At 62.9% G+C, this 17968-nt stretch carries 15 protein-coding genes; 8 read left to right on the forward strand and 7 right to left on the reverse strand.

The genetic code is table 11. The annotated features are described in order from the left end of the window. Positions 1-119 precede the first annotated feature (119 nt). The 4 genes from ACM6IM_RS17920 (at position 120) to codA (ending at position 4044) form a co-directional block, all read left to right on the forward strand. Positions 120-1199, forward strand: a complete 1080-nt coding sequence (locus ACM6IM_RS17920; RefSeq protein ID WP_414865867.1) for a patatin-like phospholipase family protein — start codon at positions 120-122, stop codon at positions 1197-1199. 75 nt (positions 1200-1274) lie between these two features. After that, positions 1275-1631 (forward strand): 6-carboxytetrahydropterin synthase QueD, encoded by a 357-nt coding sequence (gene queD, locus ACM6IM_RS17925; protein ID WP_028621713.1) that lies wholly within the window; start codon positions 1275-1277, stop codon positions 1629-1631. Positions 1632-1840: 209 nt separating this feature from the next. Then, positions 1841-2671 carry an alpha/beta fold hydrolase gene (locus tag ACM6IM_RS17930; RefSeq protein WP_414865868.1) on the forward strand — a complete coding sequence of 277 codons (831 nt, stop codon included), beginning with the start codon at positions 1841-1843 and terminating at the stop codon, positions 2669-2671. A gap of 134 nt (positions 2672-2805) precedes the next feature. Next, a complete protein-coding gene (gene codA / locus ACM6IM_RS17935) occupies positions 2806-4044 on the forward strand; it encodes a cytosine deaminase (RefSeq protein WP_414865869.1) in 1239 nt (412 codons plus the stop codon). A 249-nt stretch (positions 4045-4293) separates the two neighbouring features. Here the strand turns inward: codA and ACM6IM_RS17940 are convergent, their stop codons facing one another. Further along, entirely contained in the window at positions 4294-5286 is a 993-nt protein-coding gene (locus ACM6IM_RS17940; RefSeq protein ID WP_414865870.1) for a diaminopimelate epimerase, read from the reverse strand. 164 nt (positions 5287-5450) lie between these two features. On the opposite strand from ACM6IM_RS17940, the gene ACM6IM_RS17945 reads away from it, so the two are divergent. Next, positions 5451-6602, forward strand: a complete 1152-nt coding sequence (locus ACM6IM_RS17945) for an MFS transporter (RefSeq protein WP_414865871.1) — start codon at positions 5451-5453, stop codon at positions 6600-6602. A gap of 120 nt (positions 6603-6722) precedes the next feature. Here the strand turns inward: ACM6IM_RS17945 and ACM6IM_RS17950 are convergent, their stop codons facing one another. The 3 genes from ACM6IM_RS17950 to ACM6IM_RS17960 form a co-directional block, all read right to left on the reverse strand. Next, complete coding sequence (locus tag ACM6IM_RS17950) at positions 6723-9146, reverse strand: TonB-dependent siderophore receptor (RefSeq protein WP_414865872.1); 2424 nt, start codon at positions 9144-9146, stop codon at positions 6723-6725. 96 nt (positions 9147-9242) lie between these two features. Continuing rightward, on the reverse strand, positions 9243-10226 hold the full coding sequence (locus ACM6IM_RS17955) for a FecR family protein (RefSeq protein ID WP_414865873.1): 984 nt from the start codon (positions 10224-10226) through the stop codon (positions 9243-9245). 40 nt (positions 10227-10266) lie between these two features. Then, a complete protein-coding gene (locus tag ACM6IM_RS17960) occupies positions 10267-10767 on the reverse strand; it encodes a sigma-70 family RNA polymerase sigma factor (RefSeq protein WP_192304696.1) in 501 nt (166 codons plus the stop codon). Between the two features lie 227 nt (positions 10768-10994). Here ACM6IM_RS17960 and tynA point away from each other — a divergent pair, with 227 nt between their 5' ends. Further along, complete coding sequence (tynA, locus tag ACM6IM_RS17965) at positions 10995-13277, forward strand: primary-amine oxidase (protein ID WP_414865874.1); 2283 nt, start codon at positions 10995-10997, stop codon at positions 13275-13277. A 47-nt stretch (positions 13278-13324) separates the two neighbouring features. Here tynA and feaR read toward each other — a convergent pair whose 3' ends face one another. From feaR to paaY, 3 genes are all read right to left on the reverse strand, one after another. Further along, positions 13325-14239: a transcriptional regulator FeaR gene (gene feaR, locus ACM6IM_RS17970; RefSeq protein WP_414865875.1), complete on the reverse strand. Its 915-nt coding sequence runs from the start codon at positions 14237-14239 to the stop codon at positions 13325-13327. A gap of 85 nt (positions 14240-14324) precedes the next feature. After that, positions 14325-15248 (reverse strand): phenylacetic acid degradation operon negative regulatory protein PaaX, encoded by a 924-nt coding sequence (paaX, locus tag ACM6IM_RS17975; protein WP_414865876.1) that lies wholly within the window; start codon positions 15246-15248, stop codon positions 14325-14327. A gap of 155 nt (positions 15249-15403) precedes the next feature. Next, positions 15404-15997 (reverse strand): phenylacetic acid degradation protein PaaY, encoded by a 594-nt coding sequence (gene paaY / locus ACM6IM_RS17980; protein WP_201190999.1) that lies wholly within the window; start codon positions 15995-15997, stop codon positions 15404-15406. Positions 15998-16360: 363 nt separating this feature from the next. Here paaY and paaF point away from each other — a divergent pair, with 363 nt between their 5' ends. Continuing rightward, positions 16361-17134, forward strand: coding sequence for a 2,3-dehydroadipyl-CoA hydratase PaaF (gene paaF / locus ACM6IM_RS17985; RefSeq protein WP_414865877.1), 774 nt, complete (start codon positions 16361-16363; stop codon positions 17132-17134). Positions 17135-17173: 39 nt separating this feature from the next. Continuing rightward, a complete protein-coding gene (paaG, locus tag ACM6IM_RS17990; protein ID WP_414865878.1) occupies positions 17174-17965 on the forward strand; it encodes a 2-(1,2-epoxy-1,2-dihydrophenyl)acetyl-CoA isomerase PaaG in 792 nt (263 codons plus the stop codon). Positions 17966-17968 lie beyond the last annotated feature (3 nt).

Raw genomic sequence — 17968 nt, forward strand, 5'->3', positions numbered from 1 at the left:
GCGAACTTAATTGAAACTGAATGGCCATCATTGTTCGACGCCAACCGCTCCCACCCTGTGTCGAGTCGAATGATCACGCGCACGTTTATAATCCCCGCCTGCCCGACAGCGAGACCGGTATGACCGCCATCCACATCAAGTTTCCCACCCTGACCCTGAAGGCCGGCCCTCGTGCCTTCGCGCGCATTCGCGAGAACGGTTTGAACGCTGCCGACGTTGGCACGCTGCCCGGCGCTGCCGGTGGGCCCAAGGCGCTGGGGATTCAGGGGCTGGACCTGGCGCTGTTCGGTGAATGGCTGCCCGCCGTGCCCCGTGAACGTTCGCTGATCGGCGCCTCGGTGGGCTCCTGGCGTTTCGCCAGCGCCTGCCTGCCGGACGCCGCCGAAGGCCTGCGCCGCCTCGGGCATCTGTACACCGAGCAGCATTTCGCCAAGGGCGTGACCATGGCGCAGATCAGCGAAAGCTCCCGGCGCATGCTCGACGACCTGCTGGACGGTCGTGACGCAACGATCCTCGACAATGCCCATTACCGCCTGAACATCATGGTCGTCAAAAGCCACGGCCTACTCGCCGACGATCACCGCGGGCGCCTTGGCCTGGGCCTCTCCTCGGTGATCGCCGACAACCTGCGCGGCCGGGCACGGTTGTCGCGGCACTTCGAGCGGCTGATCATTCACGACCCACGCCTGGCACCGCCGGTCAATGCGTTGAACGATTTCCCGTCGCGCTTTATCGCCTTGAATGCCGCAAACCTGCGCCAGGCGCTGCTGGCGTCGGGCTCGATCCCGATGGTGATGCAAGGCGTACGCGACTTGCCAGGCGCCGGCGCCGGAACCTTCCGCGACGGCGGCCTGCTGGATTATCACCTCGACCTGCCCTACAGCGGTGATGACATCGTGCTTTACCCGCACTTCACCGACCGGATCATTCCCGGCTGGTTCGACAAGACCCTGCCCTGGCGCCGCGCCTGCCCGGCGCGTCTGCAAAACGCCCTGTTGCTGGCGCCGTCCAGGGAATACCTGGCCCGCCTGCCCTACGGCAAACTGCCGGACCGCAACGACTTCAAACGCTTCATGGGCGATGCGCCGAGCCGGCGCAAATACTGGCGCACGGCGATGGACGAGAGCCGGCGCATGGGCGACGAATTCCTCGAGCTGGCGGCCAATGGTCGCCTTGGCGAACGCTTGCTGACCCTTTAGTCAGGACAAGCTGGTAAACTCGCCGCCTGCCCCTATCGCCGCGGCGATCGCCACCTGACAGAGCTGAAAACACCTGTGGAAATCTTCAAAGAATTTACCTTCGAATCCGCCCACCGCCTGCCCCACGTTCCGGACGGTCACAAGTGCGGGCGCCTGCACGGTCACTCGTTCAAGGTAGCGATTCATTTGAGCGGCGACCTCGACCCGCACACCGGCTGGATCCGCGACTTTTCCGAGATCAAGGCGATCTTCAAACCGCTGTACGAGCGTCTCGATCACAACTATCTGAATGACATTCCGGGGTTGGAGAATCCGACCAGTGAAGTGCTGGCCAAGTGGATCTGGGGCGAGCTGAAGCCGTTGTTGCCGGAGCTGAGTGCGATTCGGATTCATGAGACGTGTACGAGTGGGTGTATTTATCGCGGGGAGTGAAGCTTGAGTTGATAAGCCACCGATAGAGGTGGTTTATCAGTACTCCAACGCACTGAAAGCCGCATTGCGTACCATGAACTTCTCAGCCGACCGCATGGGTTGCCGGCGCTCATCTCGAAGGTCCCATACTCAAAGCGCTCCATCACTCGCGCGACAGTATTTTCCCAAGGCCTATGCTTCTGCGCTTACACCCGCCAAAGGACGCGACCATGACTGACTGGCCACTGCCTCAGACCTATCGTTTCAACGGACATTGCGTTCGCTATGCGGTACGGGGCGACGGCCCGCCGCTGGTGTTCGTGCACGGCACACCCTTTTCTTCGTTCGTCTGGCACCGGATTGCGCCGCACTTCATCACTTCGCATCGGGTGCATTACTTCGACCTGCTCGGTTACGGGCTGTCCGACAAACCGGTGGCCGATGTTTCCCTGGGTGTGCAAAACGAGTTGTTGGCGCAGTTGCTGGAGCATTGGGGCCTGGCGTGCCCGGACGTGGTGGCCCACGATTTCGGCGGGGCCACGGTGCTGCGCACGCATTTGCTCAACGGCAAGGATTATCGCAGCCTGACGCTGATCGATCCGGTGGCGTTGTCGCCCTGGGGATCGCCGTTCGTGCAGCATGTGCGCCAGCATGAAACGGCGTTCAGCGGTGTGCCCGATTACATTCAACGGGCGATCGTGCCGGCCTATGTCCGCGGGGCGATCAAGCGCGATATCGCCGATGAGGAACTCGCGCCGTACGTGCAGCCTTGGCTGGGTGATCAGGGACAGGCAGCGTTCTATCGGCAAATTGCCCAGATGGATCAGCGGTATACCGACGAAGTTGAAACGCTGTACCCAGGCATTCGCTGCCCGGTGCAGATTCTCTGGGGCGAGGACGACCAGTGGATTCCCATCGAACGAGGCCGCGCGCTCCAGCAGATGATCCCCGGGGCGCAGTTTCTGCCCGTCCCCCATGCCGGGCATCTGGTACAGGAGGATGCGCCCGAAGCGGTTGTCGCGGCGTTGATGCGGTTTTTACCCTCGTCCACTTCTTTCTGAAGAGGCCATTCCCCTGTGGGAGCGGGCTCGCCCCGACCTTTTGATTGCCCGTGATGAATGCCTCTGGCGAGGACAGCCGCCACCGGGCTAACGTAGGGACACCGTGTGAACGCATGACAACAAGGACTCGCCCGATGCACATCATCAACGCCCGACTGCGCAACCAAGATGGCCTGCATGAATTGCACTTGGAAAACGGCCTGATCAGCAACATTTCCCGCCAGACCGAAGCGCCGACCCTGGGCCCCGATGACCTGGACGCCGGGGGCAACCTGGTGGTGCCACCCTTCGTCGAACCGCACATTCACCTCGACGCCACGCTCACCGCCGGCGAACCTCGCTGGAACATGAGCGGCACGCTGTTCGAGGGGATCGAATGCTGGGGCGAGCGCAAGGCGACGATCACTGCGCAAGACACCAAAACCCGCGCCAAGCAAACCATCCAGGCCCTCGCCGCCCACGGCATCCAGCATGTGCGCACCCACGTCGATGTCACCGACCCGCAGCTCACCGCACTGCAGGCGATGCTTGAAGTGCGCGAGGAGAGTCGTCACCTGGTCGACATGCAAATCGTCGCGTTCCCCCAGGAGGGTATCGAGTCGTACCGCGACGGCCGGGCGTTGATGGAGCAAGCGATCCGCCTCGGCGCCGACGTGGTCGGCGGGATTCCGCATTTCGAGTACACCCGCGACCAGGGCGTGAGCTCGGTGAAGTTCCTGATGGACCTGGCCGAACGCACCGGCTGCCTGGTGGATGTGCATTGCGACGAAACCGACGACCCGCATTCGCGCTTTCTCGAAGTGCTGGCCGAAGAGGCACGCAGCCGCGACATGGGTTCACGGGTCACGGCCAGTCACACCACGGCCATGGGTTCCTATGACAACGCCTACTGCGCCAAGCTGTTCCGGTTGCTCGGGCATTCGGGGATCAGTTTTGTCTCCTGCCCGACCGAAAGCATTCACCTGCAGGGCCGCTTCGACAACTTCCCGAAACGCCGTGGCGTGACCCGGGTCAATGAACTGCTCGAGGCGGGGATGAACGTGTGTTTTGGCCAGGACTCAATCGTCGACCCCTGGTATCCGCTGGGCAACGGCAACATCCTGCGGGTGCTTGAAGCCGGCCTGCATATTTGCCACATGCTCGGCTATCGCAACCTGCAAGGCGCCCTGGACCTGGTCACCGAGAACAGCGCCAAGGCATTGAACCTGGGCGATCGCTACGGACTGGAGCGCGGGCGGCCGGCGAATCTGCTGATCCTGTCGGCCGACAGTGACTACGAGGTGATCCGCAGCCAGGGGCTGCCGCTGTATTCAGTGCGTGGCGGCAAGGTGTTGATGAAGCGGCAGATGCCGGCGGTGCAATGGGCTGACTGATCCGGGATTTGCGCTGGCCGCATCGCGAGCAGGCTCGCTCCCACACCGGACCTGTGTTGACCACACATTCCCCTGTGGAAGTGGACTTGTGGTGCTCACACACTCCCCCTGTGGAAGTGGACTTGTGGTGCTCACACACTCCCCCTGTGGGAGTGGACTTGTGGTGCTCACACTCCCCCTGTGGAAGTGGACTTGTGGTGCTCACACTCCCCCTGTGGGAGCGAGCCTGCTCGCGAAGGGACTTCGAGGTCACCCCATCAACCGAGCCGTTCCAAACAGGCTGACCCGGCTCAATTCCCCCTCCACTTCCTCCAGCAGAATCGGCGCCGTGCCGCCGGGCATGACCACCTTCACTTCGCCCGCTGTCACCCAGCCCACACGCCAGGCCGCACACGCCACGGCGCTGGCGCTGGTGCCGGATGACGCAGTCGGCCCTTCTCCGCGTTCGAACACCCGTGCCGCAATGCGCTGCTCTGATTCACGCATCGCCCATTGCAGGTTGATCCCCGCCGGACACGGGCGCCCCGCTCCAGTCGGCATGGCATAGGCAATCGCCGTCAACCCTTCGGACAAAGCGGCCTGGCGCATGTGTTCATTGGCCGGCAAGGCATCGGCCTCGTCCACCAGGGTCACGCAATGCGGATTGCCCACCCGCACGAACTGGCTGCGCTGCCAGGCGGGATTCAGCGCCGACAACGGCTGTACATGACTGAGCATCCGAGCATTGAAGGTCACTTCGTCGGTCCCCAGGGCACTCACCGCCCCGGGCCCGAAGGCCGGTTTGCCCAGGTCCAGCCAGAAGCCCTGCACCTGCTCGACACGGGCGGCCTTTACCGAGGTTTCACCGGGCGAAGGCGTATCGGCCTTGTCGTGGTGAACCCTGAGCAAACAGGCATGATCTGCTGGAAACAGCCCCTGGTCGGTGAGCGCCTGGGAAAAAATCGTCAAACCGTTGCCACTGCGCTCGGCCAGGGTGCCGTCGGTGTTGACGATCAACAGGTCGAACGGCGGCGCGGATTGAAACGGACCGACCAGCAGTCCATCACTGCGATGGTCCTTGCTGCCGGGCGGTTGCGTGCCGGGCGCCCAGTTGCAGATGGCCGCGATGGCCGACGGTGCCCAGGCGGCACGGGTTTGCGCCGCCAGGCTGGCCTGTTCCGGCAGATCGATCCCGGCACGGCGCAGCGCCTCCGGCGCCACCACCGCGTAAACATTGCCCCGCGCATCGTAAAACGGCGTCATCGCGCCTCCTGTCCACCGATCGAAAGACGACAACATATCGCGAAACGACGACGGGCTGTGCAAGGATGTCGCCCTGCCTGAACGCGAAACGCCCAGGACGCTGATCGAACCTCACGGGTCAGTCACGGTCCTTTGCGCACGCATTGTTTTTGCCAAGGATCGATATGAGCAGCCTCAACACCCAGACCCCCTTCGTACCCGGACGACTGCAACAGATGTCCACCCGCGTGGCCTTTTTCATCGCCGGGTTCGGGATTGCCGCGTGGGCGCCCCTGGTGCCTTACGCCAAGGCCCGTGCCGGGCTGGATGAAGGGACTCTCGGCTTGCTGTTGTTGTGCCTGGGCGTGGGCTCGATCCTGGCGATGCCGATGGCCGGGATGCTGTCCACCCGATTCGGTTGCCGCCGGGTCGCGGTCGGCGGAACGCTGCTGATCTGCGCCGCCCTGCCCCTGCTGGCCACGGTCTCGGCGGTTCCGGCGCTGATGGCGGCGTTGTTCATGTTCGGTGCCGGCCTGGGCACCGTGGATTCCACGGTGAACCTGCAAGCGGTGATCGTCGAGCGGGCCAGCGGCAAGACCATGATGTCGGGCTTCCACGGGCTGTTCAGCCTCGGCGGGATTGTCGGCGCGGCGGGCGTCAGCGCTTTGCTCGGCCTGGGCATTTCACCGTTGGGGGCGACGCTGGTGGTGGTGCTGGTATTGATCGCGGCACTGTTCAAGGCCGCCCCGCACATGCTGCCCTACGGCAGCGAAAGCTCCGGGCCGGCGTTCGCGGTGCCCCATGGCATCGTGTTGTTCATCGGTGGGATGTGCTTCATCGTGTTTCTGGCCGAGGGCGCGGCCCTCGACTGGAGCGCGGTGTTCCTGGTGCAGGAACGCGGCATCGCCACGGCCTATGCCGGCCTGGGGTATGCCGCGTTTGCACTGACCATGACCGTGGGGCGCCTGACCGGCGACACCCTGGTCCACCGCCTCGGGGCGACGCGGGTCATCGTGTGTGGCGGGCTGCTGGCGGCCGGTGGGCTGTTCCTGGCGACATTCGCGCCGGACTGGGAAGTGGCATTGGTCGGCTATGCGATGCTCGGCGCAGGCTGCTCGAACATCGTGCCGGTGTTGTACACCGCCGTGGGCAAACAGACTGTCATGCCGGAAAGCATCGCGGTCCCGGCCATCACCACCCTCGGTTATGCGGGCATCCTGGCAGGGCCCGCAGTGATCGGCTTTATCGCCCACGGCAGCAGTTTGAGTTTTGCCTTTGGCCTGATGGCGCTGCTGCTGGTGGCCGTGGCGATTGGCGGGAAAGTGTTGAAGGTGTGAGCGCCCGAAGCGCTCCTGTGGGACCGGGCCTCTCGCGAAGGCCGCCGACAGTCACTGTCTGCACGGCCATCATCGCGAGAGGCTCGCTCCCACAGGGAAGGGTCAAACACCCGCGAGCGATCAGAACCCGACGCTGGCCTGCACGAAGAACGTGCGCGGTGTGCCGACGTACATGCCTGCGTTGTTGTCGCTGGAACGGGTGAAGTATTGCTTGTCGAAGAGGTTTTTCACCCCGGCGCCCAGCTTCAGGTTGGACAATTGCGGACCGAAGTCATAACCACCGCGCACGTTCCAGGTCACGTAACCCGGAATGTCGCCGTAGCGACCGTCGGCGGTGCCTTCGGTGATGTAGTTGTTGGTGAAGCTGCCGTTGGCGTTCACTGCAACGCCCGGTGAGCGCTGCCTGGATTGGGCGAAGGCATCGATGTTCCAGGTCCAGCGATCGATGTCATAGCGCAGGCCGGCCGTCGCCACCTGGCGCGAATAGAACGGCAGGTCGCGGCCCTTGAAGCCCGGGATTTCCCCTTCATACACCGCACGAGTGTAGGTGATGCCCGCGTTGGCGGTCAGGCCGTCGAGCCGCGGGTCCAGGGCCGACATATCGTAATGCAGCGAAGCTTCGATGCCCTGGTGCGTGGTCGCCCCCAGGTTGGTCCAGCCCGCATCGTTGCTGATGTATTGCAGTTCCTTGTCGAAGTCGATGTAGAACAGCGTCACTTCACCGCCCCACACATCATCGTTGTAGCGCGTGCCGACCTCATAGGTCTTGGCCTTCTCCGGCTCCAGCCCGTTCGCCGTGCTGTCACCCGTCCCTCCCTGACCGAGCTGGAAATACTGCAGGCTGCCGAACGACGTTTCGTAGTTGGCGAACAGTTTCCACGCATCGGAGAGGTGATACATCACGCTCAACGCCGGCAGCGGCTCGTTGCTTTCGATGCTGCGATTCTTTTCCTGCACGCGTCTGCCGGCGGTATCCAGCACCGGGCGGTCGTGCCAGTCGGTGCTGATGTGTTCGAAACGGATGCCGGGAGTGAGGGTCCAGTTGCCGACATCGATCTTGTTATCGATGTACACCGAGTTGGCTTCCGTGCCACCGGTACGGTCCTGGTACACATGGCCATCGGAGCCAGGGGTCGCAACCGGCGTGTTGTTGACCAACGCCAGACGACTGGCCTCTTCGTGCATGCCTTCCTTGAGGTAGCGATAACCGACGCTGACCTCCTGGGTGGTCGGGCCGACATCGAACACATGCGACACCCGCGGCTCGATGCCGAAGGTGTAGTAGGTGCGCGGGAACGAGCCGATGGTTTTCTGATCGATGGCGGCGATGTTGCTGCCCCGGAAACTGTCGGAGTAGTAGGTCAGCACTTCGGCCTGGGTGCGCTCGTCGATCTGCCGGAGCCACTTGAACGAGATGTCCTTGCGGCGCCCGCTGAAATTGTCGTTGTTGCGGTCGGACTGGAACGGGTTGGCGTCGTATTGCGCCTGGGTCAGGCCACCTGGCATGTCGGCGCTGGCGTCGTAGTAATGCAGGTTGAGGCTGAAATCGTCGACATCGGTCGGCGCCCAGTGGGTCTTGAGCAACACGTCGTCGATGTCGTTGCCGTTGTTGCGCTCGCGGTAACCGTTGCCGTTGACGCCCGAGTACAGCAACGCCACACCGATGCCGTTATCCGCAGTGCCGCCGGCAAACGCCGTGTCGATGTGCTTCCAGCCACCGTGCTGCGAGGTTTCCAGGGTGGTGCCGATCTCGGCGGAGGCCTTTTCCGGGATCGCCCGGGTCACGAAGTTGATCACACCGCCCACGTTCTGTGGCCCGTAGCGCACGGAACCGGCCCCGCGTACCACGTCGATGCTGTCCAGGTTACCCGAGGAAATCGGCGCCATGGACAACTGAGGCTGGCCGTACGGAGCGAAAGCGGCGGGAACGCCGTCGATCAGCACCGTGGAGCGTGGCGACAGGCGCGAGGTCAGGCCACGCACGCCGACGTTCAGAGAAATATCGCTGCCACCCGTCCCGTTGGCCTCCTGCACTTGTACGCCGGGCACACGCTTGAGCACGTCGCCCACGTTCATCGCGCCCTGCTCGACCATGGCCTCGCGGCGAATCACCGTGCGCGCGCCGGGGTGGTTCTGCACCACGGCGGCATCGGCGTCACCGAGCCAGTCACCCACCACCTTGATGTCGGTCACGCCCAGTTCCAGCGGGCCATTGGCCGCAGAAGTCGGCGCCGGCGTCAGGGTCACCGAGCCTTCGTCGATCTGGTATTCAAGGCCACTGCCCTGCAGCAACTGGCGCAGGGCCTGTTCCGGCGAGAGATTGCCGTCCACCGCCGGGGCCTGCTTGCCCGCCACCAGCTCCGGGCTGAAGAACACCTGCAGCGAGGTCTGCTGACCCAGCTCGCTCAGGGCCTGGCCCAGGGGTTGCGCCGCGATGTGAATGCTGTCGGCGGCAAATGCCTGGGGCAGTGCCACGTTGACTGCCAACGCGAGCGCCAGCGGCAACCAGGAAGATTTATTGTTTTTTGCAGTGGATTTTTTCACGTCGAACAGCGTCCTGTGAGCGCAAGAAAGTGCGTCTGTTAATGCAAACCAGTTGCAGTTGGACAAGAAGACGATGAACTCGAAAAAAACCTGAATTTATTTTGCAATTATTTCCTGGCTGCCATCGGCGTGGGTGCGCACGGCCACCGGCAGGATGTTTGGCAAGGCCTTGAGCAAGGCGTCGGTGTTGTCGGATTTGAACACGCTGGTCAGGCGCAAATGGCCGACCTTGTCGTTGCTGACAGTCAGCGGCCTGTCGCGATAGCGCGACACTTCCTCGACCACTTCGCTGAGACTGGCGTTGTCGAACACCAGTTTGCCGCTGCGCCAGGCGGTCAGTTGCGCCGCGTTGACCGTATAGGCCGGCGCCACGTTGCCGCGTGCATCGATCCGTGTACCGAGGCCGGCGGTGAGGCTGACGAAGGCGTCGTCGGGCGCCTCGCGCCCCTGGACCTTGACGGTGCCCTGCTCCACCACGACCCGGGTGTCGTGGGTGTCGCGCCGCACATCGAAGCGGGTGCCGGTGACCGTGACCTTGCCGCTGCCGGCTTCGACCACGAACGGCCGATCACTGTCGTGCGCGACGTTGAACAGGGCCTCGCCTTCAGTCAGCTCGATGCGGCGATGATCTTTTTCAAAACGCACCTGAAGGCGGCTGCGACTGTTCAGGTCAATCACCGAACCGTCCGGCAACGCCACATGACGGCGCTCGCCCAGCGCCGTCGAGTACTCGGCGGAGTAAGTCGCCGATTGATTCAAACCGCTGAACAGGCCCAGGCCGAGCGCCACCGCCAGGACACTGGCCGCCACCGCATAACGCACCAGCGGCCGACGCGGGCTGCGGGCCGGCGGTGCTTCGCACAAGGCTTGCAGACGCGCAGCGGGGAGCAGGTCTGCGGCGGACCACAGGCCCTGGAGCAATTGAAATTCGTCACGGTGCTGAGGGTGTTCGTTCAGCCAGCGCTCGAAATCCAGATGTTCCTCGATGGCCACGGCTGGCTCCCGCAGACGCACAAACCACCGCGCCGCCTCATCGCGAACCGTTGTTTGCCCGCACGCGCAATCACGGTTATCCATCATGGAAGTTCCTGTGTGGCTGGGGATGAAAAGGCACGGCCGATCATGAGTGCAGTCCGTCGAGGCGGTCGCGCAGATGCCGCAAGGTGCGGATCATATACTTTTCCACCATGTTCTTGGACAGTCCCAGGCGTTCGGCGATTTCCGCCTGGGTCAGGCCTTCGATCTTCTGCCAGACGAACACCTTGCGACAATTGACCGGCAACTCGCTGAGCGCCCGCTCGATGGAATCAGCCAACTGGACCGCATGCATGAAATGCTCCGGGTCGCCGGACGACGACACACCGTGATCGATCGCCTCTGACTCCATGGCACCCCGCCGGTCCTCACGCCGATAACCATCCACCGCGATGTTGCGGGCGGTCTGGTGCAGATACGCCCGGGGCTGCTGCACGGCCGCCGAATCGGACTCAAGCACCCGAACGAAGGTGTCGTGGGCCAGGTCCTCGGCCTGCTGACGATTTCTCAGGCGTCGGGTCCAGGTGCCAACCAACTCTTCGTAATGCTCGAAAAAGCCGTGTCTGCGGGGCAGCTTGGGGATCATTGCGGTGTGCTATGAAGACGGGGCGTGAATAGTAATGCTTCCTATTAACTGGAAGCAATGGCTACCGGACCAGCGCCGCGCGACCGGGTTTTATCCGCCAGAGCGGCGGGAAATGTTGATTTAGGCACGCAGCCAAAGGATTCTGGCAGACATGCCAAAGCAGCCAGGCAGTGGCTGTAGCACAGTGCGGTAATGCCAGTCATCGGCTTTTGCCCGGGAACCCTTCCATGTTCAGCACCTTCGCCTCATTCAAGAGAAAACCGTTGGCCCGCCTCGCGCTGGCCATCACCCTCGGCACACTGGGCCTGCCCGGCTGGATAGAGCAGGCCAGCGCCCACGGCGGTCATGCCGAAATGGTGCCGCTGCAATCGGAACTCGAAGCGTTCGGGGCCACGGTCAAATGGGATGACTACGCCGACCTGTTCGTGATTGCCAAGGACGGCGTTTACCTCAAGGTCAAACCGGGCAGCAAGGTGGCGATGCTCAACGGCAAGCGCATGGAGTTGACCGTCCCGGTGGTGTTCAAGGGCAAGACCGCCTACATGTCTCGGGATTTCATCAACCAGGTCTTCCAGTCCGGCCTGGACAAGACCTTTGTCGTCGAGACCCGGCCGAACCCGCTCAACCCGTTGAGCGCGGACGAAATCAACAGCGCGGTGAACATCGTCAAGCAATCGCCGCACTACCGGCCGGGCTTTCGCTTCACCGAAGTCTCGGTCAAGGAACCGCCGAAGGACCAGGTGTGGAATTTCGTCTACACCGGGCAGAACGTCACCCAGCCGCGCCAGGCCAACATCGTGGTGCTCGACGGCAAGCATGTGATCGAGGCCCTGGTCGACCTCGACAGCAAGACACTGACCTCATGGAAAGCCATCGAAGGCGCCCACGGCATGGTCTTGCTGGACGACTTCGCCACCGTGCAATCGGCCATCGAGGCCAGCGCCGATTACGCCCAGGCCCTGGCCAGGCGCGGCATCAACGATGTGAAGCAGGTGGTGGCCACGCCACTGACCGTCGGCTACTTCGACGGCAAGGACGGCCTGGCGCAGGACAAGCGCCTGCTGAAAATCGTCAGCTACCTGAACACCGGCGATGGCAATTACTGGGCACACCCTATCGAGGGACTGGTGGCGGTGGTCGACCTGGAGCAGAAAAAGCTGATCAAGATCGAAGACGACGCGGTGATTCCGGTGCCGATGAAGCCGACGCCGTACGACGGGCGCGGGCGCAAGACAGCGTCGGTCAAGCCGTTGGAGATCATCGAGCCGGAGGGGAAAAACTACACCATCACCGGCAACAGCATTCATTGGCAGAACTGGGATTTCCACGTGCGCCTCGACTCCCGGGTCGGGCCGATCCTGTCCACCGTCACCTTTGACGACAAAGGCAGGAAACGCAAAGTCATGTACGAAGGTTCGCTGGGCGGCATGATCGTGCCTTACGGCGATCCCGATGGCGGCTGGTACTTCAAGGCGTACCTGGACTCGGGCGACTACGGCATGGGCACCCTGACGTCGCCGATTGCGCGCGGCAAGGATGCACCGCAAAACGCCGTGCTGCTGGACGCGACCATCGCCGACTACACCGGCGCACCGACGTCCATCCCACGAGCCATGGCGGTGTTCGAACGCTACGCCGGCCCGGAATACAAACACCAGGAAATGGGCCAGCCCAACCTCAGCACCGAGCGCCGCGAACTGGTGGTGCGCTGGATCAGCACCGTCGGCAACTATGACTACATCTTCGACTGGGTCTTCCAGCAGAACGGCACCCTGGGCATCGATGCCGGCGCCACGGGGATCGAAGCGGTCAAGGGTGTGAAATCGAAAACCATGCACGAGGCCACGGCCAAGGAAGACACGCGCTACGGCACCCTGCTGGACCACAACATCGTCGGCACCACGCACCAGCACATCTACAACTTCCGCCTGGACATGGACGTGGACGGCGAAAACAACTCACTGGTGGAAGTGAACCCGGTCATCGCCCCGAACGACCGTGGCGGGCCGCGGACCAGCACCATGCAGACCGAAACCCGGGTGGTGAGCAGCGAACAGCAGGCCGCGCAGAAGTTCGACCCGTCGACCATTCGCCTGCTGAGCAACCCGAACAAGGAAAACAAGGTCGGCAACCCGGTTTCCTACCAGTTGATCCCGTATGCCGGCGGCACCCATCCGGTGGCCAAGGGCGCCAACTTCGGCAAGGACGAATGGCTCTATCACCGCCTGAGTTTCATGGATAAACAACTGTGGGTGACGCGCTACAACCCGGACGAAAAATACCCGGAAGGCAAATACCCGAACCGCTCCGACAAGGACTCGGGCCTGGGGCAGTTCACCCACGACGACCAGTCCATCGAGAACACCGACGACGTGGTCTGGCTGACCACCGGCACCACCCACGTCGCCCGGGCCGAAGAATGGCCGATCATGCCGACCGAGTGGGTGCACGTACTGCTCAAGCCATGGAACTTCTTCGACGAGACGCCGACGCTGAACCTTGCGAAATGAACGCACGGTGGGAGCGATCTTGTTCGCTCCCACCGGTTACTCAGGCGTCACGCATGCTTCTTGCGGTACTCGCCCGGTGAAATGCCGAAGCGGGATTTGAACGCGGTCGAGAAATAGCTCGAATCGGAAAACCCCCACGAATACCCCAGCACCGACAACTTCTGTTCGGTGCGGTTCTGGCGCAAGGATTCGGCGCACAGGTCCAGTCGCCGGTTCTTGATGTAGCGCGCCACCACCAGGCCCTTGCGGGCAAACATCCGGTACAGGCCTCGCGTCGACATGCCGATCTCGCGGGCCAGCCATTCGGGGCACAGGGCTTCGGAGCGGATGTGCTCGTCAATGAAACCCAGGGTCTTGCGGAACGTGCGCTCGTGCACATCCAGGCACTCGTCGCTGTGGCTGATGGCCGGACGCAGCAAGCTGACGATGGCCTCCAGCGTCGCTTCGCTTTCGGCCTGGCTGAGGCTTTGCTGATGCGTCGCGTCGAGGATCAAGCGGTGCGACAGCAGCGCAATCGGCGAGGTCGCGGCAATCCGGTGGCCGCACTTGACCTGATTGAAACGCAGGGTCTGCTCGACCAGTTGCGAGGGCAGAATCAGCGACAACTGCCGCGAGTTCTCGCTGTACGTAAAGTCACTGGGGCGCGAGGCGTCGATCAGGGTGATGTCGCCGGCCGACAGCATCGCCCGGCTGTCGCCCTGGGCCATGCTCGCCGTACCGTCGAGCTGGAACACCGCGAAATACTTGCCGCCCTCGCCCGCCGCGACTTCCTGGGGCGTGCGATACAGCCGAGCCTGGCAGGCATCGACAAAACTGAGCTTCAGCGCGCCGTCCTGGTGCTCGCGGATCTGACCGGCAAATTCCTCGCCCAGGGGTTGGGCGCTGAAGGCGCCGCAAATCCGGTTGATCTGGTGAATCCACAGATCGAAGCCATCACGGCGCTGTGCAATTGAAGAAATCATGTCGGGCCTCACGCAGGCTTGTTTTTATTATCTACGCCAATCCACGGGTTCTCCTGAACGGTGCCACTCCCAGAAAGCGAACGGGTTACTTGAGCCCGCCAAAACGTCGATAGAAGCTTTCGCCCACATCCGGCAACGGACCGTCGGCGGTTTCCAGGGCACTGTTCAACCATTCCTCGGCCTTGGCGTAGATCAGCCGATAGATATTGCGACACAACTGCCGGGCTGCCCGACCTTCCCAATCGCCGGGCAACAACTCGTCCGGTAACTGCGGGTCGCGCAACAGCAATTTGCGGTATTCGTGAATAAGCAGGACACGTGCCAGGAAGCAGTCGGACGGCTGCAGGTTCTCCTGCTCGCGAAGCGCTTGCCAGAGCGGTCGGAACAACTGGATGAACTCGCTGTAATGGGCGGCCAGTTCCTCGATGTTCCAGCTCTCGCGCACCTGCAGGCGCAGGGCCTTGGAGGCCAGTACGTCCTGGGCGGTGGTTTCGAAAACGATGGTGTCTTCCTGGGCGCCGAGGTCGATCAGGGTCGCGTTGAGGTCCGAGCGATCGCTGCGCGGGCAGGCCAGCACCGCCGGCGAGATCGCACCAAAACCTTGCCATTCCAGTTCTTCGCGCACCTGTTTGCGCTTGTCCTGGGTCAGCTGCGTCAGCATCACCAGGCACCAGGAGCCGTCCCATGCCGGAACGGTGGAGCTGTAGACCCGCTTGAACGCCTTGTCGAAACGTCGCCGGCCGGTGCCGGTCAGGCTGTAGTAGCTGCGCCGCCCGACTTTCTCGGCCGTCAGCCAGCCTTCCTTGGTCAGGCGAAAAATCGAGGTGCGGATCAGTCGCTCATTGATGCCGATGGGTTCGAGCAGTTGAATCAGGCTGCCTAGCCATACCGTACCGCCGTGGGGCTCGATGGCATCCCCGTACAGCGTGATGATCAGGGAGCTGGCGCGGATCGGCGTCTGCTCCTGGAAACGGGTAATCAGTTGGTTCAAGGGTGTCAGGGACGACATGGGCGTACCGAGCGGAAAAAGAAAAGGAATATACCGAAAGCACGATCCCCTGTGGGAGCGAGCCTGCACGTGAAAGCGGTGTATCCGTCAGCCTCGATGTTCAATCGCAGACCGCTTCGCGAGCAGGCTCGCCCTCACAGGAGCAACGGTGTTCATCAAGCACTGCCCTTGGGCCGCAAGCCGCTGTCGCTGATGCGCGGGCGATCCGCTTCCGGCTCGGTCAACGGCTCGCAGGCTTGCATCTGCTCCAGGCAACGCCTGGCCAGCTGCTGATACTCGCGGGTGCCGGCCTGTTTCCAGGCCACTTCCTGGTCGCTGAGGGTGCGCTTGACACTGGCCGGCGCGCCCATGATCAACGACTGCTCGGGGCCCTCGAACCCGGCCTTGACGAAAGCGGCCGCCGAGACGAAGGAGCGCGCACCGATGCGCGCGTTGTCCATCACCACCGCGTTCATCCCCACCAGCGCGTCGGCCCCGATCCGGCAACCATGCAGCACCGCACCATGGCCGATGTGGCCATTGCGTTCGACCACGGTGTCGCTGTCCGGGAAACCGTGCATCACGCAGGTGTCCTGCACGTTGGCGCCCTCCTCCAGGACGATCCGGCCGAAATCCCCGCGCAGGCTCGCCAACGGCCCGACGTAGCAATGCGGACCGACGATCACATCACCGATCAGGACGGCCGAGGGGTGCACATAGGCGGTCGGATCAACCACCGGGGTCAAGCCATCGAGGCTGTAGCAGGTCATGGGCGTGTTCCTTTCAGGGCATTTCACAAAGCGATGCCGATACAGGTTTATTTTGTATCACATCGCTTTTAATAGAACAAAGGCAAAAAATCGTATCACTTGTGAATCCCGCGCTCGAGCCGAGGAAATCACCCCCTAAAAACAGGCTTAAACCCCAATAAACAAGCCGATCTACGGTTACAACGCACCCCATAAGCGTATCCATGAAAATCAGAATTCCGACCAATAAGACACATTAAATGAACTTTTCATTTGCATTTACGTATCACGTTGTAGGTATACTCGGGCAAAACCGGCCCCCATCGAGCCGATCCAACAATGAGCCGGCACTGCAGCCGAGCGTGCACCGTGAGGGCATCCGCCATGCCTCTAACCCTTGCCGTCGATTTCATCGAGCCGGGCGTTCGCCTGATCACTCTGCAACGTCCACAAGCGTTGAACGCACTGAACACCGAGTTGCTCGGCGAGCTGGCCGACGAACTGAACGCCGCCCAGGCTGACGCCGACACCCGCGTCGTGGTCCTGACCGGCAGCCGCAAGGCCTTCGCCGCCGGCGCCGACATCAAGGAAATGGCCGAGCGCAATCTGGTGGGCATCCTCGACGACCCGCGCCAGGCGTCCTGGCACACCATCACCCGTTTCAACAAACCGCTGATCGCCGCCGTCAACGGCTTCGCCCTCGGCGGTGGCTGCGAACTGGCGATGCACGCCGACATCATCATTGCCGGCGAAGACGCCCGTTTCGGGCAGCCGGAGATCAACCTGGGGATCATGCCCGGCGCCGGTGGCACCCAACGCCTGCTGCGCGCGGTCGGCAAATCCATGGCCATGCAGATGGTCCTGACCGGCGAACCGATCGACGCCCGCCACGCCCAGCGTGCCGGCCTGGTCAGCGAAGTGACGCAACCGGAATTCACCGTCGAGCGCGCCCTGCAGATCGCCCGCAGCATCGCCCGCAAAGCACCGCTGGCGGTGCGCCTGGCCAAGGAAGCGCTGCTCAAGGCGATGGACACCGACCTGGCCAGCGGCCTGCGCTTCGAGCGCCACGCCTTCACCGTGCTGGCCGGCACCCGCGACCGCGACGAAGGCATCGCGGCGTTCCAGGAAAAACGCACGCCGACCTTTACCGGCCAGTGACCACCGAATTCGAACGACCTCTCAGAGAGCGCCAAGACCATGACCTTCGAACACATCCTGTTTTCCATCGAGGCCGGCGTTGCCCTGCTCAGCCTCAATCGCCCGGACCAGCTCAACAGCTTCAACACACCGATGCATGACGAAGTGAAAGAAGCGCTGAAACAGGTGCGGCAGAACCCGGAGGTGCGCGTGCTGTTGCTGACCGGTGAAGGTCGCGGTTTCTGCGCCGGGCAGGACCTCAGCGATCGCAACGTCGCACCCGGCAGCGCCGTGCCGGACCTGGGCGAGTCCATCGAGAAGTTCTACAACCCGCTGATCCGTCAACTGCGCGACCTTCCGCTGCCGGTGATCTGTGCGGTCAACGGCGTGGCGGCCGGTGCGGGCGCCAATATCCCCCTGGCCTGTGACCTGGTTCTGGCGGCACGCTCGGCGAGCTTTATCCAGGCCTTTTGCAAGATCGGCCTGATCCCCGATTCCGGTGGCACCTGGACCTTGCCGCGCCTGGTGGGCATGGCTCGGGCCAAGGCCCTGGCCCTGCTCGGCAACCGCCTGACGGCCGAGCAGGCCGAGCAATGGGGTTTGATCTACCGCGTCGTCGACGACGCCGCACTGCGCGAGGAAGCCCTGACCCTCGCCCGCCACCTGGCCACCCAGCCGACTTACGGCCTGGCATTGATCAAACGCAGCCTCAACGCCAGCCTGAGCAACAGTTTCGACGAACAGCTTGAACTTGAGCGGGACCTGCAACGTCTGGCCGGGCGCAGCGAGGATTACCGTGAAGGCGTCAGCGCCTTCATGGAAAAGCGCAGCCCACAGTTCAAGGGGCGCTGAGTC

The organism is Pseudomonas sp. IT-P12, from assembly GCF_949767465.1.
Taxonomy (GTDB): Bacteria; Pseudomonadota; Gammaproteobacteria; order Pseudomonadales; family Pseudomonadaceae; genus Aquipseudomonas.